The organism is Rhizobium sp. RCC_161_2 (assembly GCF_041355235.1).
Classification (GTDB): Bacteria; Pseudomonadota; Alphaproteobacteria; order Rhizobiales; family Rhizobiaceae; genus Rhizobium.
This window is the reverse complement of sequence record NZ_JBFUPL010000012.1, coordinates 13,587-37,339: the sequence shown is the minus strand read 5'-3', so window position 1 is coordinate 37,339 and position 23,753 is coordinate 13,587. Positions and strand designations below refer to the sequence as shown.

Annotated in this window: 16 protein-coding genes and 6 pseudogenes; 14 read left to right on the top strand and 8 right to left on the bottom strand. The window is 57.8% G+C overall.

Going from position 1 to position 23,753, the window contains the following annotated elements; translation table 11 throughout:
- Positions 1 to 5: 5 nt before the first annotated feature.
- The 5 genes and pseudogenes from AB6803_RS26170 to AB6803_RS26150 all read left to right on the top strand — a co-directional run bounded on the left by AB6803_RS26170 (position 6) and on the right by AB6803_RS26150 (position 4,886).
- Positions 6 to 983 (top strand): ABC transporter permease, encoded by a 978-nt coding sequence (locus AB6803_RS26170; RefSeq protein ID WP_371111633.1) that lies wholly within the window; start codon positions 6 to 8, stop codon positions 981 to 983.
- A 12-nt stretch (positions 984 to 995) separates the two neighbouring features.
- Entirely contained in the window at positions 996 to 1,871 is an 876-nt protein-coding gene (locus tag AB6803_RS26165) for an ABC transporter permease (protein WP_371111632.1), read from the top strand.
- Positions 1,868 to 2,575: pseudogene (locus AB6803_RS26160) on the top strand (ABC transporter ATP-binding protein); the annotation flags it as partial. The gene AB6803_RS26165 and the pseudogene AB6803_RS26160, both read left to right, overlap by 4 nt.
- A 492-nt stretch (positions 2,576 to 3,067) precedes the next feature.
- A pseudogene (pepT, locus tag AB6803_RS26155) lies at positions 3,068 to 4,285 on the top strand (peptidase T); the annotation flags it as partial.
- A 292-nt stretch (positions 4,286 to 4,577) separates the two neighbouring features.
- On the top strand, positions 4,578 to 4,886 hold the full coding sequence (locus AB6803_RS26150) for a transcriptional repressor TraM (protein WP_371111631.1): 309 nt from the start codon (positions 4,578 to 4,580) through the stop codon (positions 4,884 to 4,886).
- Positions 4,887 to 4,895: 9 nt separating this feature from the next.
- On the opposite strand, the gene traR is transcribed toward AB6803_RS26150, so the two are convergent.
- Positions 4,896 to 5,600 (bottom strand): transcriptional regulator TraR, encoded by a 705-nt coding sequence (gene traR / locus AB6803_RS26145; protein WP_371111630.1) that lies wholly within the window; start codon positions 5,598 to 5,600, stop codon positions 4,896 to 4,898.
- 112 nt (positions 5,601 to 5,712) lie between these two features.
- Positions 5,713 to 6,575: pseudogene (locus tag AB6803_RS26140) on the bottom strand (IS30 family transposase).
- A gap of 152 nt (positions 6,576 to 6,727) precedes the next feature.
- On the opposite strand from AB6803_RS26140, the gene AB6803_RS26135 reads away from it, so the two are divergent.
- The gene (locus AB6803_RS26135; protein WP_371111629.1) at positions 6,728 to 7,636 is read left to right on the top strand and encodes an IS5 family transposase; all 909 of its coding nucleotides are present in this window, start codon (positions 6,728 to 6,730) and stop codon (positions 7,634 to 7,636) included.
- Between the two features lie 80 nt (positions 7,637 to 7,716).
- Positions 7,717 to 8,593 (top strand): annotated as a pseudogene (locus AB6803_RS26130) (GyrI-like domain-containing protein).
- 559 nt (positions 8,594 to 9,152) lie between these two features.
- On the opposite strand, the gene surE reads toward AB6803_RS26130, so the two are convergent.
- Positions 9,153 to 9,929: a 5'/3'-nucleotidase SurE gene (gene surE, locus AB6803_RS26125; RefSeq protein ID WP_371111628.1), complete on the bottom strand. Its 777-nt coding sequence runs from the start codon at positions 9,927 to 9,929 to the stop codon at positions 9,153 to 9,155.
- A gap of 259 nt (positions 9,930 to 10,188) precedes the next feature.
- Here surE and AB6803_RS26120 point away from each other — a divergent pair, with 259 nt between their 5' ends.
- A complete protein-coding gene (locus AB6803_RS26120) occupies positions 10,189 to 10,515 on the top strand; it encodes a MarR family winged helix-turn-helix transcriptional regulator (protein WP_371111627.1) in 327 nt (108 codons plus the stop codon).
- A gap of 131 nt (positions 10,516 to 10,646) precedes the next feature.
- Here the strand turns inward: AB6803_RS26120 and AB6803_RS26115 are convergent, their stop codons facing one another.
- The gene (locus AB6803_RS26115) at positions 10,647 to 11,960 is read right to left on the bottom strand and encodes an ATP-binding protein (protein ID WP_371111626.1); all 1,314 of its coding nucleotides are present in this window, start codon (positions 11,958 to 11,960) and stop codon (positions 10,647 to 10,649) included.
- The gene (locus AB6803_RS26110; RefSeq protein ID WP_371111625.1) at positions 11,953 to 12,678 is read right to left on the bottom strand and encodes a response regulator transcription factor; all 726 of its coding nucleotides are present in this window, start codon (positions 12,676 to 12,678) and stop codon (positions 11,953 to 11,955) included. Before AB6803_RS26110 ends, AB6803_RS26115 begins: the two co-directional genes overlap by 8 nt.
- 287 nt (positions 12,679 to 12,965) lie before the next feature.
- Between AB6803_RS26110 and AB6803_RS26105 the strand changes: the two genes are divergently transcribed.
- The 6 genes and pseudogenes from AB6803_RS26105 to AB6803_RS26080 all read left to right on the top strand — a co-directional run.
- A complete protein-coding gene (locus AB6803_RS26105; protein ID WP_371111624.1) occupies positions 12,966 to 14,000 on the top strand; it encodes an efflux RND transporter periplasmic adaptor subunit in 1,035 nt (344 codons plus the stop codon).
- Positions 13,997 to 17,098, top strand: a complete 3,102-nt coding sequence (locus AB6803_RS26100; RefSeq protein ID WP_371111623.1) for an efflux RND transporter permease subunit — start codon at positions 13,997 to 13,999, stop codon at positions 17,096 to 17,098. The genes AB6803_RS26105 and AB6803_RS26100 overlap by 4 nt, the downstream gene beginning before the upstream one ends.
- Before the next feature lie 79 nt (positions 17,099 to 17,177).
- On the top strand, positions 17,178 to 18,050 hold the full coding sequence (locus AB6803_RS26095) for a DUF3313 domain-containing protein (protein WP_371111622.1): 873 nt from the start codon (positions 17,178 to 17,180) through the stop codon (positions 18,048 to 18,050).
- 844 nt (positions 18,051 to 18,894) lie between these two features.
- Positions 18,895 to 19,617, top strand: coding sequence for a haloacid dehalogenase type II (locus AB6803_RS26090; protein ID WP_371111621.1), 723 nt, complete (start codon positions 18,895 to 18,897; stop codon positions 19,615 to 19,617).
- Positions 19,618 to 19,637: 20 nt separating this feature from the next.
- Positions 19,638 to 20,132, top strand: coding sequence for a winged helix-turn-helix transcriptional regulator (locus AB6803_RS26085; protein ID WP_371111620.1), 495 nt, complete (start codon positions 19,638 to 19,640; stop codon positions 20,130 to 20,132).
- A gap of 273 nt (positions 20,133 to 20,405) precedes the next feature.
- A pseudogene (locus AB6803_RS26080) lies at positions 20,406 to 20,732 on the top strand (FAD-binding oxidoreductase); the annotation flags it as partial.
- Positions 20,733 to 21,057: 325 nt separating this feature from the next.
- Here the strand turns inward: AB6803_RS26080 and AB6803_RS26075 are convergent.
- From AB6803_RS26075 to gabT, 3 genes and pseudogenes are all read right to left on the bottom strand, one after another.
- Positions 21,058 to 21,366: pseudogene (locus tag AB6803_RS26075) on the bottom strand (electron transfer flavoprotein subunit beta/FixA family protein); the annotation flags it as partial.
- 50 nt (positions 21,367 to 21,416) lie between these two features.
- A complete protein-coding gene (locus tag AB6803_RS26070; protein ID WP_371111619.1) occupies positions 21,417 to 22,331 on the bottom strand; it encodes an NAD(P)-dependent oxidoreductase in 915 nt (304 codons plus the stop codon).
- 95 nt (positions 22,332 to 22,426) lie between these two features.
- Complete coding sequence (gene gabT, locus AB6803_RS26065) at positions 22,427 to 23,725, bottom strand: 4-aminobutyrate--2-oxoglutarate transaminase (protein WP_371111618.1); 1,299 nt, start codon at positions 23,723 to 23,725, stop codon at positions 22,427 to 22,429.
- Positions 23,726 to 23,753: the final 28 nt, after the last annotated feature.

The following is a 23,753-nucleotide window of genomic DNA, read 5'->3' as shown; positions in this document are numbered from 1 at the left end:
CGATCATGGTCTTGATTTCAGCTGCATTGGGAAGACTGGGCCAAGCCTTCCTTCTTCTCCTTGCGATGTCGTTGATCGGTTTCATCGGCATCCACAGCATCGGCAATCCGGTCTTCAACATCGTCAATATCGAAACCGCCACGCCAGAGGATATCGGACGCGCAACGATCGCGTTGGGACTGGATCAGCCTATCTGGCGCCAGTACCTCCTCTTCATTGGCAACGTCGTCCACGGAAACTTCGGAACGTCGTATATCTACCATCTGCCGGCCCTCAAGCTCGTCATGAGCAAGCTTCCCGCGACGCTCGAGCTCGCATGTGTCGCGATGCTCATCGCGGCTCCGGTCGGAACAGGAGTGGGGCTCTTGGCCGGCCGGAGGAGGGGCACGCCGCTCGATCGGAGCGTCCTAAGATCAAGCGTGTTCGCACTGAGTGTCCCGTCATTCTGGCTGAGCATGATGCTGATCCTCACCGGCGCCATCCTGACAGGCTGGTTTCCATCCGGGGGCAGGGGCGCGACGGCAAGTTTCCTCGGGCAGGAATGGAGCGTCCTGACCGGGGACGGGTTCTGGCACATGGTTCTTCCTGTGCTTGCGCTGGCGATACCGAACATCGCGCTCATCGCGCGGCTTTCGCGATCGGGCACGATCGAGGTCGAGAGTCTGGATTTTACGAGGTTTTGCCGTGCCAAAGGGCTTTCCTCGCGACGGATCCTGCTCCGCCATACCCTGCCGAACATCAGTGTGCCAATCGTGACGATCATCGGCCTGCAATTCGGCGGCATGCTCGCCTTTGCGGTGGTCGTGGAATCGATTTTCTCGTGGCCGGGCGTCGGCAAGCTGCTGATCGACTCGATCCAGCTCCTCGACCGGCCAGTGGTGATGGCGACGCTGACCTTTATCTCGGTCGCCTTCGTCGCCTTGAACGCGCTTGTCGACCTCTTCCACGCCGTGCTCGACCCGCGCGTGCGCCTGCCCTCATAAAGGTAAACCGCCATGAAAGCTCATATTCTCCGGGCGTTGAACCGGCGTCCTCAATGGCCGATGCTGACCCCGTCCAAAATCCTGCTTATGGCCTACATCCTGCTTGCCCTTGCCGCGCCGGCGATCGCGCCGCAAAACCCGTACGACCCCCTGCAAATCTACGGATGGGAGGCGTCCTCTCCTCCCGGCACGTGGGGCAGCGGTGGCTATCTTTACCTGCTTGGAACGGACGGGCTCGGAAGGGATATCGTCAGTTGTATCCTCTACGGCTTGCGGATCAGCCTGGTGGTGTCTGTCACAAGTGCGGCTATCGCCGCCCTCATCGGACTGACGGCCGGTGTCAGCGCTGCCTATTTCGGCAAGTGGATCGACATCGCGATCATGCGGCTGGTCGACCTTCAGCTCAGCCTTCCGACGATCCTCGTCGCCTTGATCGCGATCGTCACGCTCGGGCCCGGAATCGACCGGATCATTCTGGCGCTGATCATTGCCCAGTGGGCAAGCTATGCCCGGTTGGCGCGCAGCGTGGCGCTCAGCGAGACGAACAAGTCCTACATGGACGCAGCCCGGCTGATGAGGTTGCCGACGTCTCGGATTATCTTTCGTCACATTCTTCCGAACAGCATCGCACCGGCCGTCACCTTGATACCGATCGAAGTCGGCCATGCGGTCGCGCTGGAAGCGACCCTGTCTTTTCTGGGCCTCGGCGTACCGATCGACAAGCCGTCGCTCGGCTCCACGGTCGCAAACGGATTCCAGTACCTTTTGACCGGCCAGTACTGGATCAGCCTTTTTCCTGGCCTCGCCCTCTTCGGCCTGATCGCAAGCATCAACTTCGTCGGTGAAAGTGTTCGACACCGTCTCGATCCAAGGAGCCGTTCGGTATGACTGACGTAACTGGAAAAATGCCTCTGCTTCGGGTGAAGAACCTCGGTCTTCGCCATCTCTCCGCATCCGGACCGGTTATGATCCTGTCTGACGTCAGTTTCGAGCTTGGGCGCGGCGAGATCCTCGGCATCATCGGTGAATCGGGGGCCGGGAAATCGACCTTGGGCAATGCTGTCCTTGGCTTGCTTGCGCCTGAGTTTCAGCGGACGTCCGGCACGATCGAGTTTGACGGCAAATCGATCGATGCTTTGGGAGGCGGGGAGGGCGCCATCCGCGGACGCAGGATCTCCGCCATCTTCCAGGATCACACCGCCTCGCTGGATCCTCTGATGAGCATCGGCGCACAGGTGGAGGAAACGATCCTGGCAATCGACAGCTCTGTCTCGAGACGCGAGGCTCGCATACGTGCTGTCGAGCTCCTGGCCCGCGTTGGAATTCCGGAGCCGCAGCGTCGATACGGCAATTATCCGCATCAGTTCTCCGGAGGGCAACGGCAACGGGTGGTCATCGCTATCGCGCTGGCGGGATCTCCCGACATCATCATCGCTGACGAGCCGACCTCAGCGCTGGATGCCACGGTGCAGAAGCAGATTCTTAGACTCCTTCGAACCCTCGTTGATGAGACTCGCGTCTCCATCATCCTGGTCACCCACGATATGGGGGTGGTGTCCGAGATTACCGACCGGGTTCTCGTCTATCGTCGTCGTCCGATTTTCTACAGCCTGGGGAATTTCATCTTCAATGTCAGGTCGGAAAAATCGACGTGGTTGGCGCCTGAAGTGTGGGAGAGCGTTGTCGGCCTGTGCTCTTACGGGCAGGATAACGATCTGATCGACATCAGATTCTATCCCATCGTGATCGGCGGGGAGGACGGTTTGAAGGATCGCTTGCTTGAAAGCCGGCTGGTTCCACATCTTGCGACGGGAGGAAGCGCGGAAAGAATCCTGCAACGATTCAAGCAGCAGTCCGCAAATCTGGGCGTGCAAATCGAACTGGAAAATGGGATCGGTGTTCTCCGCCTCTAAGAGGCAGGCTCGACCGCGCGCCGCCTCCGGAGATCGGGAGGTTGCCACGATCGGGTGGGGGAAGGGGCGGATGAGAGCCGTCAGGCGGCCACAGGATGAGGGCCTCTGAAAAACACCACTACCATTCATCGCTGTTGAGGGAATTGGATGTATTCGACTGAAGAAGAAACGATGGGCGTTCGCGATGAACTTGTCGCCCGGTTTTTCCGCTACGTTGCCATAGAAAGCCAGAGCAACGCCGCTTCAGCGCATCTGCCCTCTTCTCCGGGACAGCTTGAACTCGCCAAGCTACTGGCGCAGGAGATGCGCGGCCTCGGCGTTGGTGACGTCGTAGTCGACGAGCACGCGATCGTGACCGGTGTAAAGCGCGGCAATAGCCCGGGCGCTCCGCGTATCGGTTTCATCGCGCATCTCGATACGGTCGATGTCGGCCTCTCCCCGATCATCCGGCCGCAGATCAAACGCTTCGAGGGGCTGGATCTGTGCCTCAACCCGGAGAAAGACATCTGGGTGCGGATCGCGGAACATCCGGAAATTCTTCCCTGGCAGGGCGAGGACATCATTGTCGGTGATGGAACGAGCGTCCTTGGCGCGGATAATAAGGCAGCCATCGCGGTCATCATGACGCTGCTTGCCCGGCTTCAGCCGTCGCAGGCTCGCGGCGACATTGTCGTCGCCTTCGTTCCGGATGAGGAAATAGGGCTGAGGGGCGCCAAGGCGCTCGATCTCAACCGCTTCCAGTGTGATTTCGCCTACACCATCGACTGCTGCGAGCTTGGCGAAGTTGTCGTCGAGAATTTCAACGCCGCATCCGGCGAGATCGTCTTTACGGGCGTCAGTGCCCACCCGATGTCGGCAAAGGGCGTGCTGGTCAACCCGCTGCTGATGGCGCTCGACTTCATTTCCCACTTCGACCGCAGCGATACACCTGAATGCACCGAGAAACGCGAAGGTTATTTCTGGTTCAGGGACCTTGTTGCGAATGACAGCGAAGCCCGACTCAAGGTCATGATCCGCGATTTCGACAAGGCCGTCTTCGAACAACGGAAACAGCGTATTGGCGAAGTTGCGGCACAGATCGCGTCGCAACACCCTTCAGGGTCGGTGCAGTACAGCGTGACCGAGACCTATCATAATATCGGGGATTACCTCCAGGACGACAGCCGCTCGGCCGAGTTGCTGTTCAACGCCCTGGATCGGCTTAGGATCGAAAAGAAGCTCACACCAATGCGGGGAGGGACCGACGGGGCGGCGCTGTCGGCGCGGGGTCTGCCCACCCCGAATTTCTTCACCGGCGCTTACAATTTCCATTCGCGCTTCGAATTCCTGCCCGTTCCCGCATTCGAAAAGTCCTATGAAACCGCTCTCATGCTCTGCACTCTTGCTGCAGAGGGGGCAATGATCCCCAGACGTCAAAGGATGATTCATGAGTTGGCGTGCCCCCGTAAGTTCATGCGGCAGAATGATCGAAATTTATCTGAACCAGGTGTTTGCTTCACATGAAGGAGTGGATAGGAGAGGGGCATCTGTGAGAAATGTCACATCGTTTTGATTTGATGTATGTCGGAGCGCTTCGGTGCCAAAGGTTACAGGGCTCCGGGTGGAGGCGTCAACCCATGGTTGATTAACAGGATAAACACTTGCGGGGCGCACCGCAGACAAGACTTTGGGAGGATCGGCAATGAATTTAAGTGACGCGACAGTATCGGATACGAGTGAACTGCGCCCGGTGATCGGGCTTACACGGGGCCTGGATAACGCAGCAATCGAGACTTTAACGATCAATGCCATCCGGCTCCACAGACAACTCGTGGACACGGCCGATCAGTTATTCCAGGCATTGCCAGCAGACCATAAAACGGGAAAAGCTGTTGGAGGCGAGCAGCATCTCGAATACGTGGAAGCAATGATCGCGATGCACGCGCAGATGAACGCCCTCAATACGCTCGTTGGAGTTCTGGGTTATATCCCAAACGTATCCGTCAATTGATGCGTTCGTTCAGATGAGCCCTGCCCGGATGGCCAGTGCAACCAGGTGCGGCATGGTGTGAATCTGAAGCCGCTTCCTCGCTTCTTCGAGCTTGCTTTTGACGGAGTTGTATTTGACACCCTCCAGATCGGCGGCTTCGTCCATCGTTTTACCGACAGAAATCCAATGAAGATAGGCGGCTTCCTTGGGATCCAGCCAGGCTGGGTGCTGTTCACTCGGCGTCAAGGGCAGGAAAGACATGCGGGCATGGAGCTGCCCCACAGCTGCGGCGGCGGCCACAGCATCGATATCACGTTCAAGCTCGATCATGGTTTTTTCGGAGGCAAGCGTGAACATTGACGTAGATCCGTTTGCTGCCTTGACGGGAATGGTGATGCCGGAGCGAATGCCGAAGTCGGCGGCCTCGGCATAAAACGCACGCTCAGCTTTGGACAGGCGGTGTCTGTTCTGTTCGCCGCTCCAGGTGAAGAGCTGTTTGAAGGACTTAGCGCGTCTAACGACCGGATCGATGGTCGCTAAATTCCGTTCGAAATAAGTCTCTCGCCATTCGGGATGATAGTTGGACGCAGCAATCGTGTGACCGGGCTGGATGTGTAGATAGGCGTAGCCTTGGAAGCCGGCTTGTCTCGTAAGGTGTGCTAAAGCTTGCTTGAGAATATTCTCGTCACCCCTGAGCGCTGAGAGATCGGTCAGTCTATCCAGCCAATGCTGCATATGGTCACTCCGTTCGGTAGTCGGTTGGGACAGGTCCTTGCGCACCAATAGAAATTGTCATTGCAAACAGATGTGAGTTCATGGCGAACTGCGATTCGCGAGGCGTATAAAGCTAACCGGCATGTCTCATCTGAGCGAGCAGTTTCTTGCGGAAGACTTCGGCTCGCGTTCGATAGCTAAGACATTTGCGCGGTGTCGCGTTAAGGTGGTTGCAGATTTCGATCAGATCTACGTCTGTGACCGACAGCGGATCGACCTCTCTCGAAAGCCATTTCCGTACCCGACCGTTGGTGTTCGCAACCGTGCCCTTCTGCCAGGGTGATTGCGGATCGCAGAACCACGTTTGGGTGCCGATGCTGGCCTGGAGATACAACCAGTCGGTGAACTCCGTCCCGCGGTCGAAGGTGATCGAACGGCGGGCAAGATGGGGTCCCAGTGGCCGAATTCGCTGCGGGAATTGATGGAATCAGGTCTGTTTCGAATGGCGCATTCGATTGGAAAGACGAGACTTCTGGGTTTGCGCGCATATCTCGGGCGTCGTCTCCTGCGGCGTTCCGGCAAGTGTCGAGCCAGCTGCTGATCCCGGCCTTCCTGAGAATAGACATACTGATAGATCGTCTCATGACTCAATTTTGCAGACGAGCCACTGACAACTCTCAGACGTCCGGAAATCTGTTCCGGCGACCAGCCGTCCTTCAAGCGATCGATCACCGCAGCGCACAGATGTGGATCGCGCAATAGCTTGCGATACCGCCTGCGGCGATCGTCAGCCATCTGTTGCGCCGTCACATGCCAGTAGCCCTGCGCGATTGGAACTTCGCGATCGTGCCAGAAATTCCGACGCAGCTCGCGGCAGATCGTCGAGCGATCCCGACGAAGGGTGCGGGCGATCTCCGCCTGGCTGATCTTCTTCTCATGCATCCGCGCGATGACGCGACGTTCATCCATGCTCAACTGTACAAAAGAGCGGGCCATTCCATCCTCCTGAAATCATGGCCAATATTGTCTCTGTTGCATTTGAAAATGGAATCTGCCCCCCCTACATACGAAAGTCACATAATCAAGCTTATGGAACTACAATCTATTCTCTTATCTTCGCACTTTACCTCGTGGATACTGCCGGGAGCATGTATGCCCAATACGCACTCGGCATGGCGCTCATGTGCGGCGTCAAAATCGCCAATGGCGACCTGATCATTCTGCTCGCATTGATCGGCAATTCGTTTGCGGCTTTGCTCGGTATCGGCCCTTTCACACTGATGATCTTGCTGATCCCCTTGGCTGCGGCGCGGGACTTCCTGGCGGGCCTGATATCGCTGCCGAAGGTCAAGCGGCTGATGTCGAGCGAGCATTTTTCGGTCGACGGCACGCTGATCGACGCCTGGGCGAGCATGAAGAGCTTCCGGCCAAAGGACGGTTCGGGCGATCCGCCGCAGCCGGGACGCAATGGCGAGCGCGACTTTCATGGCGAGAAACGCTCAAACGAGACGCACGCCTCGACCACCGATCCCGATGCGCGGCTCTACCGCAAGGCCAATGGCCGGGAAAGCCGGCTGTGCTACATGGGTCATGCGCTGACGGAGAACCGCAACGGGCTTGTCGTCGATGCCGAACTGACGCTGGCGACCGGGCTGGCCGAGCGCGAGGCAACCCTTGTTATGCTCGACCGGCGAAGCGCAAAGAGCCGGCGCATCACGCTCGCTGCCGACAAGGCCTATGATGTCGAAGCGTTTGTCGGGAGCTTGCGTGAGCGCAAGGTCACGCCGCATATTGCCATCAACGGCACCGTTTCAAAGACCGGCAAGGTCCGCAAGACCGCCATCGACAGGCGCACCACCCACCATCCCGGCTACGGCATCAGTCTACGCTGCCGCAAGCGCATCGAGGAGGTGTTCGGCTGGATCAAGGCGCAGGCCGGTTTTGCCAGGGTCAAGGTCCGAGGCAGGCCCAAAGTTGCCGCGGTCTTCGGATTCGCCATCGCCGCCTACAATCTCGTCAGGCTGCCGAAACTGCTCTCGGCCAGGCCGGCCGGCTAAAAGGCCGTGGGGTGAAATCCCCCCAAGACAATCTATCGACTGCCAAAATATCCCGATCGACCTCAAAAATCCGCAAACCAATCAAAACTCACCTCAACATCCTGTTTTGCAGCAGCCTGCTAGATCACATTGATCAGCATCTCGACCGCAATCTGGACCTGGACGAGTTGAGCTGCGTGGCCGCCTTCTCCAAGTTTCATTTCCATCGGCAGTTCGCGGCGGCCTTGGGGCTGTCTGTGCATCGCTATATCCAACTCGTCCGCATGAAACGGGCATCCTACAGGCTGGCCTACAGGGACGTAGACAAGCGTGACCGAGATAGCGATGGATGCCGGCTACGAAGCTCCTGACGCCTTTGCCCGCGCATTTCGGCAACGGTTCAGCCAGTCGCCTTCGCAGTTCAGGAAATCGCCCGATTGGGAACCGGGGTTTGCCGCCCTCGGGCCTCTCAACCAAGCAGGGAGTAAGCTTATGCAAAGGACATTTGCAGCCAATGACATCGAAATCCGCGAGGTGTCTCCGACCCCTGTCACGATCATGAAACATCGAGGTGATCCGGCAAGGATCGGCGACACGATCAAACGCTTCATAGCATGGCGCAAAGCCACTGGCCTGAATCCGAAGACCAGTTTGACTTTCAACATCTTCCATTCCGATCCGCGGGTGACGTCTCCGGACGAGTATCGGCTGGACCTTTGTGTCAGCACGGATCAGCCGATCAAGACGAAAGGAGAGCACATTGAGGCGGGCATTATCCCCGGCGGCCGTTGCGCCGTGCTGAAAGTCGTCGGCAATACTGATGATCTGGAGCCTGCCGCGCTTTACCTCTATCGCGATTGGCTGCCGGCCAGTGGCGAGGAAGCGAGGGATTTCCCCCTGTATTGCCAACGTCTCAGCTTCTTTCCCGAAGCACCTGAACATGCGGCGGTGGCAGAGCTCTTCCTGCCCCTGAAATAGCGAACCTTTGTGGCGGCTTGTCCGTTTCTGTCCACGGCGGCGGACAAGCAGTTTTCAACCCAAATCTCTCTATCCTGCTAAACAGCGCGTTCGCTAAACGTGGGCATTTCATCAGGCGAAATCGTAGCGGCCTTCACCGGATGACTACCGCTTGAGCGGAACAACTTGACCAAGGCTCACGGGCGCGGGAAGCTTGATCTGCTCGAGGCACGTATTCGGGGCATTCTGATGTCATCGAGATGGCGTCAGACCCCGTTTGGAGGCCGGTCACCCCATTCGCGGGGCCCTAATCACAGCAGATCGTGTGAAAGTTGTGCCAGGCATCACCACGTGGCCTTTTCACGTCGAGTCAAGTCGTTCTGCCTCTCGGCGAACCAATGCTTCAACGCGGTCCGCTACCTGATGGCGTAATCGTCGGTGTACTCGGCGACGGCTGGTGACAGTCTCCCGATGGAAAGGCAAATCTTGACACCATAAAGTACGCGGAAAGTTATAAGACCCGTTTCTCTAATCGGGCATTTGGGTCAAGCTCTTTTTGTTTTGATCGTTGATGTGCTTTTTAGAGCCGGAAGTGTATGTCCAGCGCCCTGACATCTCGCCGATTTGTGCGCTCGAAGCTAAGCGGCGTCACAGAGATCGCTCCGCTTCGAAGCACCGCGGCTTCGGATCCTTCACTGTCATTGTCGGTGCTTCGGGCCAACTTCAGCCAAAAGTATGGGAGATCGCGCGGATCCTTCCCCTGCACAATGTGGATGTCATTCAGATATCCTATTCCCTGGGTCGTCGTTCTGATCTCCTGAACGTTATCAGCAACAGCATCAGGTATATTCACATTCAGACAGACGTCCCTGGCCCACCCTTTCGACACCAGTGCTTTGATGATTTTTGGTGCGAGCCGTTTCGACGTATCCCAAGGAACCTTGTTCCTGTCAGAGAACGCCTGGCTCATGGCGATCGCGGGAATACCCAGGAGCATCGCCGTCATTGCCGCACCGACTGTCCCGGAAAAAACTGTCTCGTTGCCTAAATTGGCGCCGCGATTTATCCCGGAGATAACAAGATCCGGCGGCGACAAGAGCATCAGATGGCGTATGGCCAACGCCGCGCAATCACCTGGGGTGCCTGACACGCTGTAGATATGATCCCCTAGGTCATTGATCCGTAGCGGCTCGTGGAGACTCAATGAATGGGACGTTCCACTTTTGTCGTGATCAGGCGCTACCACCCAGACTTCATCAGCTATTTCCTCACAGGCACGCCTCAGCGCGGCCAGCCCTGGAGCAGCCACTCCATCATCATTCGTCAGGAGGACACGTTTCAGTCGGTTGAATGCCATATTGTTCTCTCGTCATGCTGCTGCAGTCCAAAGCGCATTTTTGCTGTTAGAAATTAGCTAATTTAGCTTAGATACATTGTTGATCACGAGCAAGTAAATTCGTATCTTCCTTCGGACGTGGACCGCGTGTGCGCGGAAAAGAAGCAAAGGACCAGCAGTGCTCCCCGACAATGACGTCGCTCGTTTGCGGCAACAACTGACAGCATTGGTTCGACGCCTTCGCCGAGAGTCGCAGAACGATGCGGCATCATGGACGCGAATGCTCATCATCGGCGCCATAGACCGCATGGGAGGACGGGTTACCCCCTCCGCGCTTGCAGCCTCGGAGGGTATGTCATCAGCGGGTATGGCAGCCCTGCTGCGTGATCTGGAATCGAGCGAACTTGTCCTTCGGACTCCCGACACCAATGATCGGCGAAAGATATGGGTCACGTTATCGCCCGCGGGTCAGCAGGTTCTGGAACAAAGCCGGAGCCGCAGGGAGGCTTGGCTTAAAAGTGCGATGAGCTCGGTTCTCACGCCTGATGAACAAGCCCAGCTACTGGCGGCAGGCGCGTTGATAGAAAAAATCGCTTCCCATCCTTAATTGCGGTAGAGGCGGGCATGATCCCAAGGGGCGAGATTCTGCGGAATCTGGGCCAGTTTCATCGGAAGCGGCGCAGGCTGCTGCAACACGTACGGGCAAGCTCTTGTGCAGGCCCATATCACTTCCCCACTTCAATTGGGAATATCCACCCGCGCGATAAGACCGCGCGGGTGATGGGATAGAAACTTCACCGTTCCCCTATGGGAATGAGCGATATCGGCGACTATGGAAAGGCCAAGTCCAAATCCTGCCGGCCCTGTTCGCGACGCATCGGCCTTGAAGAAGGGTTCAAAGACCTTCTCTCTCAGAGCTTCGGGAATACCGGGTCCGTCATCAATAACCGAGATTGAAAATCCCGTGTCATTTTCATCCAACCGAACGCTCGCTTTTGAAGCGAATTTCATGGCGTTGTCGCAGAGGTTCGTTACCGCTCGGGTAATCGAAAGAGGACGGCAGTTTGCGATGAACTTGTTCGGGCCTTCATACGTCACGTCGAAGCCCACGTCGGAAAAGTCGCTGCAGACAGTTTGGAGGATGCTCGCCACGTCGACGCGCTCTACCTCTTCGGTGGCGTATTCGTCGCGGAGATAGTTCAGGCTTTCGGCAAGGAGGCCGTCGATATGGTCGATATCGACAAGCAACGCCTCCCGCAAGGCCCCACCCTCCATTCGCTCTGCGCGCAATCTCAGTCTGGTCAAAGGCGTTCTAACATCGTGGCTGATACCCCTGAGCATCCGTGTCCGGCCATCAACCATGAGACGGATCCGATGCCGCATGCCGTTGAGTGCGCGCGCAAGTGATACGATCTCGATCGTGCCGCGCTCTTCGAAGATCTGCGAGCTGCTGTTAATATCGGATTCTATCGCCGCCTCGGAGATCTTCTTTATAGGCTCCGTCACCGTTCTGATCGCGAAGATGAAGAAGAAGACAAGCAAAACGATAACCGCGACGAAATAATATGAGCTCTGGCTCAGAAACGCGCTCGTTAAAATAGTGTCCGGAACACCAAAGAACATGAGCATTGTTTGATCGTCGACCCTTTCGGCAATAACGCGGCGGTCATCTAGAAAGGCGCGCCAACCACCGAGAGGAGGCTCACCGTCCGGCGGAAACAGAAAGTCGATGCCCCTCCCCGCCATGTCTTGCATTTCGGGAGACACTCTGAACTTCGTCGCCAAGGATATGGGTGCGAGTGAGACGTCCAGTCCGGAGCGCTGAGCGTTCGCCAGGATAGACGCGCGTTCCGCCGGAGAAGCTTGCGCCAAAATACGAGCGATCGTCCTGGCTTGTTCCGCTGCGTTTTCCAGATTTGGGACAGCGTAGGCGTTCTTTGTATAATTCTCCAAAGCGCGGCCGGAGACAATAACAGTCACAAGAGCGAGAAGAATGATCACGGTGATCTGTCCACGAAGGGTTCTCGGAACGACGCTGACTTTCCTAGCCATCAATCTCTTCCACAGCGGCGGTGAAGATGTAGCCACCCAGGCGCACCGTTTTCAAAAGCATGGGATCTCGGGGATCGGCCTCGAGCTTCTGCCTCAAGCGGCTGATGTGAACGTCGATGCTGCGTTCTATCGGACCCGCCAATCCTGCATGCGTGACGGCCAGCAGTTGCTCCCTGGTGAGCACACGACCGGCATTCTGACAGAATGCCAGCAACAGGTCGAACTCGTGGGTCGTCATCGCGACGCGGGCGTGGCTGGGATCGTGAACCTGACGGCGAATCGGATCGACCCGCCATCCATCGAAACGGAACAGGCGCTTTCGCTGGCTCTCCATCGGAGGAGAGGCAAGTCTGGAGCGTCGAAGAAGGCCCTTGATGCGAGCCGTCAGCTCTCTGAGCACGAACGGCTTCGTGACGTAATCATCGGCACCGATCTCCAATCCGACGACGCGGTCGATATCGCTGCTCACCGAGGTCAACATCAGGATCGGGATGTCGCCGCCGCGACGAAGTCGTCGGCAGATGCTGAATCCATCTTCCCCCGGCAGCATCACGTCCAGCACGACGAGGTCGAAGTCGAGAGCGCGCATTTTCACGTCCATGGCAACGCCATCGGCCGCGACTTCGACGAACATTCCCTGCTCGCCGAGACTCTCGCCTATCATAGCTGCAATTTGCGCATCGTCTTCTACGATCAGGATCTTCGGCGCGTCTGACATCGTTCGTCCATTGTGGTCCCTAGGTCGGTCACCTCCCGCCTTTTAATTCCCTCCTATCATAACCGGGCATGGCTACGGGCGGCATATTATTAAGTTTTGTTGCTGCCAAAGCGAATTGGCGACGCGGCTGAAACAAATCTTAACACGATGCAACACACGCCCGGCAAACGACGTGGGAGAGAACGGCGGTCCAATCCGCTTGCCTCTCTCATCCAAGAGGCACGCCAGCCGATACCGGAGTGCTTATGTTTAGCCGAATGCTCGTCTGCACAGCAGGCGCGTCTGCAATGCTTTTAACCGCCTGTTCTGACGAAACCTCGCCGGAAAAGACGCCACGCGCCATCCGGGCGGTGACAGTCAAGTCGGAGGTTGTCGGCGAAACCTTCAGCCAGACCGGAGCGATCCAGCCGCGTTATGAAACGCCGATGAGCTTCAGGCTTGACGGGCTGCTCGTCTTTCGCGTCGACAACGGATCGACCGTCAGGAAGGGCGACATCCTGGCAACGGTGGAAAAGACGCCGTCCCTGATCAACCTCTCGTCGGCGTCCGCGCAGGCGGATGCCGCAAAATCGGACGTGGCGCTCGCGGATATCACCGCGGCACGCAACTGGGAACTCCTTGCAAAAAACGCTGTATCGCGAGCGCAGGTACAGCAAAGCGACGCCAATCTTCAGGCTGCAAAATCGAAGCTTGAGGTCGCCACCTCAGCGCTTGCAAGCGCCGAACAGACCCTGTCCTATACGGATCTGAAGGCGGGACGAGACGGCATCGTTTCAGGAGTATCCGTCAATGTGGGGCAGGTCGTGACCACGGGACAAACGATCCTGACGCTCAGTTCGAATACCGAACTCGACGCCGTCTTCGACGTCCCGGAACAGATGCTAAGCGAGAAGCTGGATGACACCGACGTCGAGGTCAGCCTGATCTCCAATCCAGCCCTTGTTACCAAGGGAAAAGTTCGCGAACTCACGCCTTCGGCCGACACGGCGACGCGAACTTACCGTGTAAAGGTCACCCTCGAGGGTGAGATGGAAGGCGCTCCCATGGGAGCTGCGGTTAATGGCAAGGTGGTCCTCTCGCCAAAGCGGGTCTTCAAGGTCCCCGCTTCCGCGCTGACCAGCCGGGGTCAGGACCAGGCCGTTTTCGTCTACGCACCTGAAACGAAAACGCTACAGGTTCGCATCGTCAAGATCGAACGATATGCCGAGAACAACATGTTCATTTCCGAAGGTCTGGCCGATGGCGACATTATCGCCACGGCAGGCGTCAGCAAACTGCGCGACGGCGAGGCCGTTACCGTCGAGAAGGATGAACGCTCGTGAGCGAACAGCCGCACCATCGCCATGCCCGCTTCAATTTGTCGAAGTGGGCTCTCGATCACCAGCCCCTGGTTATCTTCCTGATGCTTGCGACAGTCGTCGCCGGCATCCTCAGCTGTCAGAAGCTTTCGCGCAACGAAGATCCACCATTCACGATCAAGACCATGGTCGTCGGCGCGCGTTGGCCGGGGGCCAGTGCTGCGGACACCGTCAATTTGCTGACCGACAAGCTGGAGAAGAAGCTCTCCGAAACCCCGCACCTCGACTACACGCAAAGCTACACCAGACCTGGCCAGTCGGTGATCATGGTCAACCTGCGGGACGACACACCACCCACCGAAGTCGATGGCACCTGGTACACGGTTCGCAAGAAAATGTCGGACATCGCCTCGACATTGCCGGACGGCGTCCAGGGTCCCTTCTTCGACGATGAATTCGGCGACACCTATGGCAGCATCTACGCCTTCCGTGCCGAGGGCTTTACCCAGCGTGAGCTGCGGGATCGGGTAGAGGCTATCCGCGAGGAAATTCTGTCGCTGCCCGACATCGGTAAGGTCAACATCCTCGGTGCCCAGGAAGAGCAGATCGTTGTCGAATTCTCGCCGGGCAAGCTTGCGAGCCTCGGCATCGATCCGTCCGCCGCCATCGAAGCCATCCGGGCGCAGAACGCCGTCAATCCGGTTGGGATGGTTCAGACGACAGAAGAAAAGATCTCCGTGCGGGTCAGCGGAGCTTTGGCCTCCGAAGACAATCTGAAAGATATGACCTTGAAGCTCGGCAGCCGGTATTTCAGGCTCGACTCCATCGCGACGATCTCAAGAACCATCGTTGATCCGCCCGCAGCTTCAGTGCGCGTCAACGGCAAAGAGGTGATCGCTCTTGCCGTGTCGATGGCGAAGGATGGAAACCTCCTTGCCTTCGGCGAGGCGCTGAAGGAGCGCATGCACGCAATCGCATCCAAGCTTCCCAACGGGATCGACATGATCCAGGTCGCGGATCAGTCGACGGTTGTCGAGGATGCCGTCGACGGCTTCACGCAAGTGCTGGTCGAAGCGATTGTCATCGTGCTTGCCGTTTCTTTTGTGTCATTGGGAATGAGGGCCGGCCTGGTCATCACGGCATCCATTCCTCTTGTCCTCGCACTGACATTTTTGGGCATGGAGCTGACAGGCATCGGGCTTCAGCGCATTTCGCTCGGTGCTTTGATCATCGCTTTGGGCCTTCTGGTCGACGACGCCATGATCACCGTCGAAAGCATGATCTCCTGCCTCGAAAAGGGTAAGTCGCGCGTGATCGCGGCAACCCATGCCTATGAGACCACTGCGTTCCCAATGCTCACAGGCACGCTGGTGATGATCGCCGGTTTTATTCCCGTCGGCTTTGCCGCCTCGAGTGCAGGAGAGTACACATTCTCCCTTTTCATGGTGGTCCTCATCGCGCTTTCGGCGTCGTGGATGGTCGCAGTGCTGTTTTCACCGATCCTTGGCACATGGATACTGCCGCAGAGCCTCGCTCACGCCCATAAAAGACGAGGCGCTGTCATCTCCGTCTATCGCAAAGTCCTTGGCTGGAACCTCCGGCATCGCTGGGTAACAATCCTTTGTGCGATCGCGGCATTTTCCTTGTCTGTCTTCGGTCTCGGCCAATTGAAGGAGCAATTCTTTCCAGCCTCCGACCGACCGGAGCTTTTGGTCAGCCTTACGCTCCCTCAAAATGCCTCGCGTGCCGCCACCGACATCCGCGCCCGCGAACTGGAAGCAATCCTGCGGACCGATCGCAACATAGATCATTTCACTACCTATGTCGGCTCGGGATCCGTTCGCTTCTACCTGCCGATGGACCTGCAGCTCGACAATGACAATGTCACGGAAACTGTTGTCGTCGCGAAAAGCGTTGCCAAACGCGAGACTGTTCGCCGCAGAATTGAAGCAGTCCTCAATGAGCGATTTTCGGATCTGGTCACACGCGTTTCGCCGCTGGAGCTCGGCCCCCCTGTTGGCTGGCCGCTGAAGTTCCGTGTTTCCGGCCCCGACTATCAGCAGGTACGGACCCTCTCCGCGAAAGTCGCCTCCGTTGTTGGTGAAAATGCCGAGACCCGTGATGTCAATCTCACCGCCGGAGAACCGCAAAAGAGCGTGACGGTCATGGTCAACCAGATCGAGGCTCGCACCTTGGGCATGAGCTCGGAGTCCATCGCCAGCGAAATCGCCTCGATCTTCTCCGGGTCGAAAGTGACAACGGTGCGCGACCAGGACAAGCTCGTCGACGTGATGGTCAAGGGCACGGAAACCGACCGCACATCGGTAGCGGCGATCGGCAATCTCGAACTGCGAACTGGCGACGGAAACTACGTGCCGCTTCGCCAGGTCGCGACGATTGCCTACGGCATGGAAGATCCGATCATCTGGCGGCGGCAAGGAAAGCCGATGATCATCGTCCAGGCGGACGTCCAGAAAGGCGCCCTGGCCGCGACGGTCGCGGGGCAAGTCAACGAACAGCTCAACGCTTTGCGGGCAGAGCTTCCCATGGGCTACTCCATCATTGCGGGCGGCATCACCGAAGAAGCGGAAAAAGGCAACTCCTCGATCTTCGCCGTCATCCCCGTAATGCTCTTCGTTATTGCAATTCTCCTGATGATCCAGCTGCAGAGCTTTTCCAGAATGGCATTGGCTTTGCTGATGGCCCCCTTTGGTCTCATCGGCGTGATCGGGGCGATGTTGCCGACCGGCACACCCATGGGTTTCGTCGCCCAGCTCGGGGTCATCGCTCTGTCCGGGATGATCATCCGCAATGCGGTCATCCTCATTCAGGAGATCGATCAGAACGTCGCGCTGGGTCAATCGCCAAAGGAAGCCATCACTGCCGCCTCGATACATCGGGCCCGCCCCATCGTTCTGACGGCCTGCGCCGCAATTCTCGGGATGATTCCGATTGCCTCCGAGATCTTTTGGGGACCCATGGCCTTCGCCATCATCGGCGGGCTTGCTGTGGCAACCGTGCTCACCCTGACCCTCCTGCCCTGCGCGATGTCATTGCTGCTTGCAACCGAAGGCAGACGGCCCGATCTCGCGGTTTCGTTCGAAACACAAGAACAGGTGTGAATGCGGAGCGCCTATGGGCGCTCCGCACCGCCGACAATTTTCCAGACAGCCACAGATCATTACAAAAGGCAGACATTTAATGAGACATTTCCCTGCATTATCCAGCTTTAACGATTGGATGAGGTCCGTATCCAGCCACCCGGCCTTAGTAATCGCTCCCCTTGTCCTGGCCCTTGGCTTAGGCAGCTGCAGTTCAGTGCCGCTGACGCAATCAGGATCCTTGAAGTCCTATGGCGATCTCGGTCCGGTCGAAGGGCGCATGAGTAAGTCGCGGATCTTTCTTGATACGTCCGCTTTGTCAAACGCGACCTCCGTCGCCATCACTCCCACCAGATTGTCACCACTCGCATATTCGAGGATACATGATGCGGGAAATGACAGACTGGTCTCGAATGCCCTAGACCGCGCATTGTGCATCGATCTCAGCGACAAATATCGTGTCGTTAATCCTGGAGAGCCAGCTGACATCACCGTCCAGGCCGTGATCACGGACATCGTACCCACGAGCAAAGCTGCAGCAGGTCTATCGACTGTTGTAACCCTAGGAACATCCGTTGTTCTTCCTGTCGGGGCGCCACGGCTTCCGATCGGCCTTGGCGGCCTTGCTGTCGAGGCGGAAGCGCTGGACGCAAACGGCGTGCAGAGAGCAGCCATCGTCTGGTCGCGCGGCGCAAATTCGATCACCAACGGAGCGCGCGTCTCGGAAGTCGGGGACGCTTATGGGCTTGCGTCATCATTTGCAGCGCAGTTCTCGGAGATGCTGGTGAAAGGCCGCAAGCCATCGGGTTTAGATCTATCGCTGCCATCCGGACAAAAGCTGAAATCGCAATTAGGGGGCAAACCAAAGAACGCTGCCTGCGAAGTGTTCGGAAGAGCGCCGGGGCTTGGCGGGGCGTTGGCTGGTATCGTTGGGGCTCCGCCGTCATGGACTGATCATGCAACGCAGCATTAGCCAGGCACTGGATATGCGCCGATAAGAGCGATCGTCGAACGAGCAACGCGGAGTTTCAGTTTTGCGCAACGCAATGCTGTTTCACGCTCCGTTGGGGACCGGCCCGCTTTCGCCTCACCCAAAGCGTATGGGATCAATGCTGCCCACAGGGCAGCGAAGTGGCCCGGTTCCAAACAGGGCTTGGTCTCTACTCGATCCAAGTCCGGCATGTCTCCTCACCAATGAGGGGGGCGGCCCGGATGAGGATTAGCCAAGCGCGAATAGCCGGTGACGCGGGTGGAGAACGCCCTGGCGCGGCAATAGCGACGACTGGCGCCGCCTGGCCGTCCGATTGCCGTCCGATTGCCGTCCGACATCGCGAACGCACAGCACCGAAGGACCGAAGCAGGCAGTCCGAACGGCGACCTATGGCTCCGTCGCGCGCATCGCAGCAGCATAAACTGCTGTTGCGGCGCTGCTCGACCAGCGGAATTCAGTGCCATGGCTTGCATCTTAGGCTGGAACTCGCTGTTTTGACGAAGGAAATGCCAATTTGGACAAGAAGACTAACTTTCGACGACGCAGCATGGTATGCCAATTCGACAGTCTTCTTTGATAGGTTATGCTTTTTCGGCCTGTGGTTCTGTCCGCAACTGTTCTCGGTCCATGGCAAAATCGAAGCGCTCGGAGGGGGTAAAGGCAAAATGAGCCGTCGAGTTGATGTTGGCGGAGCGCCCGCGCTGTAATTTGCCATCTTCGATCTAACGCAATTGCGAGTGCCTAAGGGTGACCAGCTCAAATATGCTCACAAGCTCAGGATCCCTTCAACGCAAGCCGTCCCATTTGACAACAAGGACCCACGCCAATGAAACTGACCGACTTCAAAGCCCTGACCTTCGACTGCTACGGCACGCTCATCGACTGGGAATCAGGCATGTTCGAAGGCCTCAAGCCCCTGACCAGCCGGTTGGCGACCCCGCTAACAAAGGACCAGGTGCTCGAAGCGCACGCACGCCATGAATCCTCGCAGCAGCTTCAGACGCCGGCAAAGAACTATCGCGACTTGCTGCCCATCGTCTACAAGCGCCTCGCCGAAGAATGGGGGCTTTCGGTAACCTGGGCGGAGTGCGTTACTTATGGGAAGTTCGTCAAGAATTGGCCGGCCTTTACCGACTCCGCTGGCGCTCTTCAGTATCTCAAGCGGCACTACAAGCTCGTCATCCTCTCCAACGTCGACAACGAGAGCTTCGCTTCCAGCAACGAGAAGCTGCAGGTAGAATTCGATGCCATCTATACCGCCGAGGATGTTGGATCCTACAAGCCGTCTGACCGAAACTTCGAGTACATGATCAAGAAGCTCGAGACACTGGGCATTCAAAAGCATGAGATCCTGCACACGGCAGAGAGCATGTTCCACGACCACGGTCCCGCTAATCGCCATGGTCTTGCGTCCTGCTGGATCTATCGTCGCTACGACCAGGACGGTTTCGGCGCCACGATGCATCCCGGTGACATGCCGAAATACGACTTCCGTTTTAACAGCATGGCTGACCTTGCCAAGGCGCATCAGGAAGCTCTTCGGGGCTGAAGTCGGAAAGGAGCGCGAGAATGGCGGCGTTACCAAAACTAGACCGGATCGATATCAATATTCTCGCGAAGCTTCAGCAAAATGGCCGGCTCTCAAATGTCGATCTTGCCGAGGCAGTAGGCTTGTCGCCAAGCCCCTGCCTTGCCCGCGTAAGGCGATTGGAGGAAGCCGGGTATATCGCCGGTTATAATGCTCGGCTCCAGCTGTCGAAACTTGTCGAACACATCACTGTCTTCACAGAAGTGACTTTGAACGACCATAAGCGAGAAGACTTCATCAAGTTCGAGGCCGATATCCGTCGAAATGAGGCACTTCAGGAATGCCATCTTGTCAGCGGTGGCTATGACTATCTCCTGAAATTCGTCGTCAAGAGCGTGGCGCGATACCAAGAACTGATGGAATCAATCCTTGACCGCAATATCGGCGTGGAAAAGTACTTCAGCTACATTGTTATCAAGACAGTGTTCGACCGGGGAGCAGTACCGTTCAAGTCGCTGTCCGAGGACCCCCATTGAGGCTCCCACAGCACGGCGAGCCGATCGCATTAGGGGACAGGGCCGACCAGGTCGCCACCTGCTGCCAAGCTGCGCCCAGCGGGCGGGCCGGCCCGGCAAGCTGAACAACAGACACATCAGACGAAAGACCACAAGATGGACCGTATCGAAGACGTGCTTACGCGACTTCCGGGAGAGATCGTTACGCGCGATTAGGATATCATATCCGCCTATACAACGGACTTCCGCCGGCAATACGTAGGACGAACAAGGGCTCTGCTGCGCCCGCGAACGGTGGCCGAAGTCCAGAAGATCGTTCGCGCTTGCGTCGAGTTCGCTGTCCCGCTCGTCCCGCAAGGCGGCAACACGAGCTATTGCACGGCGGCAACTCCGAATGAAGACAACAGCGAACTGGTTATAAGCCTTGAGCGGATGAATAGTGTTCGTGACATTGATGCGGCGAACCTTTCCGTGACTGCGGAAGCCGGAATGATCCTGAGCGATCTTCAGCAGGCTGCGCTTGACGTCGACCTACTACTACCGCTGGCGCTCGGCTCGCAACAATCCTGCCGTATCGGTGGAAATATCGCGACGAATGCGGGCGGAATTAACGTCGTTCGGTATGGAATGGCAAGGGAGCTGGTGCTCGGTCTCGAGGTCGTTCTCCCGGATGGTACGCTCTATAGCGAACTGAGCCCTTTGCGGAAGAACAATGCAGGCTATGACGTGAAGCAGCTCTTTATTGGTGCCGAAGACGGCACGCTCGGTGTTATCACGGCTGTCTCCCTAAAGCTCGTCCGCAGACCTCGCCAGACGGTCATGGCGTTTTTGGCGATAGACGACATTATCAGCCTATCGCCGATCCTGGACGCGGCCCAGATCCACACGGGTGAGGCGATCTCGTCGTTCGAGCATATGTCTGATTCGTCGCTCCAACTGCTTCTCCAGCCTTCAAGATCTTGGCGACGGCCAGCGGTTCGACGGCATCATCGGTCTCGACCAGGATCGCCCGGTCGGCGCCCATGGCGAGTGCGGTGCGCAGCGTCTCTTCAGCCTTGGCAGGCCCGATCGAGACGACCACGACTTCCTCAGCCTTGCCGGCTTCCTTCAGCCGCAGCGCTTCCTCGACCGAGATCTCGTCGAACGGGTTCATCGACATCTTGACGTTGGCAAGTTCGGCACCCGTGCCATCCGGCTTCACACGGATCTTCACGTTGTAGTCGACAACACGTTTGACCGGGACGAGTATCTTCATTTGTGGCTCCCCACCTTGGTTCGATCTTGGAAATGGGCGCGATCGACTGTCTACAGTCTCGACCGATCCGCTAGCCGATTATATGCCTTGAGTGTCCTGTTCCAGAGCTCTGCGTATGCGGCGTCCGTCATGTAGGCCGCATGGGCTGTGACCGTCGCGTTCGCGAGCTTCGTATAGGGATTTGTTGCCCGAAGCGGCTCTTCGGGGAATACGTCCAGAGCAGCGTGACCGATCTGCCCCCCGGATAGCCCTTCCAGGAGCGCATGCTCATCCACGAGCGCGGCGCGCGCCGTGTTTACGAGAATAAAGCCCCTGGCCGGAAGCATGATCCGACGCAAATCGATGATCCCACACGTCTCGGCACTTAGGGAAAGATGGAGTGAGACGACGGTCGCGCCATCCAGCGCCTCGTCAATGTCTGCGACAAAGTTCGGGTTGTCCTTGCGGGTCCGGTTCCATGCCGACACCCGCATACCGACAGAGCTCGCCAAATCGGCCATCGTCGCGCCGATCCCGCCAAGCCCGATCACGGCAATCTTCTGGTTTTCGAGCTGCAGCCCGCCTAGGGGCTTCCATTCGCCAGCGCGCAGATCACGATCCATCGTCGCGATGTTTCGAGCGGCTGCAAACATAAGCGCGAAGGTATGTTCCGCAACAGCTCTATCGCCATAGCCGGGTGTCGTCATCACCTCGACGCCCCGCTGGGTGGCGTCATCGAGATCGAGATAGGTTCCGGCTCCGGTTCCCATGAAGATCACGGCACGGATTGACGGGCATGCCGCGAAGACTGAAGCGGGGACCGACGTGTGTTCGACGAAAAGCACGTCTCTGTCCGAGCACAGTTCGATCAGTTCGGCTTCCGTCGGTGTGCCGTGATTGATCCGTACCGAACTTGGGACCTGAAGCCCTAGCGTCTCGATGACGCGCCGAAGTTCCTCAGTGCAATCAGCAAAGACTGCTCGCATCGCACAACTCCTCCTCTGGCACCCAGGGTGTCCCCCGGCGCGCTCATTCAAAACTCCGCCCGGCAGGTGCACTGCCGGGCGATCAGATACCGACTTTACGCTGCCGACGAGAGGCGCTCGCCGTCGATCGCATCCCCCAAGATCCGCAACGCCTCATCGAGATCTGTATCGGACAGGACGATCGGAGCCAGGAACCGGACAATATTGCGGTACACGCCGCACTTGATGACGAGCAGGCCGCCCTCACGAGCCCGTTCCACGACCCGCTGCGCGCGCTCCGGATCCGGTCGCTTCGAGGCTGAATCCGTCACGAATTCGATTGCCTGCATGAAGCCGCGTCCGCGAACCACGCCGATGAAGTCATGTGTGGACTGAAGTTCTTCCAACGCGGCATTGAGCTTGTTGCCGAGCGCCTTGGAGCGTTCCAGCAGTCCGTCCTGTTCGAAGGCATCGAGAACGGCAAGTGCCGCTGCACAGGCGATGGCGTTACCGCCATATGTGCCGCCGAGCCCGCCCGGCGTCGGCGCATCCATGATCTCGGCCTTGCCCAGCACACCGGAGATAGGGAAGCCGCCGGCGAGGCTTTTTGCCACCGTGACGAGATCCGGCTGAATGCCCGAGTGTTCGAAGCCGAACATCGTGCCGGTCCGTCCGAAGCCCGTCTGAATTTCGTCCGCGATTAGAACGATACCGTGGCGTTCGGTAATCGCTCGAAGCTGTTGGAGGAACTCGACAGGAGCGGCCAGGAACCCGCCATCGCCCTGTACAGGTTCGATAATGATGGCAGCAACGCGATCCGCAGCAATTTCGGTGGCAAACACTTCTTCGAGCGCTGCGATCGCGCCTTCAGTCGTCACACCACGATAAGCGTCTGGATAGGCCGTGTGAAACACTTCGCCCGCGAACGGGCCGAAGTTCTGCTTGTAGGGCTGGCCGAAGCCGGTGAGCGTGACACCGAGCAGGGTGCGGCCGTGGAACCCGCCACGGAAAGAAATGATCCCGGGACGATTGGTATAGCCGCGAGCAATCTTGACGGCATTTTCGACTGCTTCGGCACCCGTGGTCAAAAAAACGCTCTTGTAGGCCGCACCCTTGCCAACCAGCTTGTTGAGGCGCTCGGCAAGCTTGATGTAGGGCTCGTACGCAGCAACCTGGAAAGCCGCGTGGGTGACGCGCTTCAGCTGCTCTTCGACCGCCGCCACGACACGCGGGTGGTTGTGCCCAACGTTCAGCACGCCGATGCCGCCAACGAAGTCGAGATAGCGATGACCTTCCGTATCCCAGATATAGGCGCCTTCAGCACGTTCCACGAAAATCGGGTGGGCAGTTAAGAGACCTCTCGGGATATTGTTCTGGCGGGCGGCGAGAAGCTCTTCTTTGCTGCGCTTTGTCATGATATTTTCCTTTCCGAGTGATTATTTC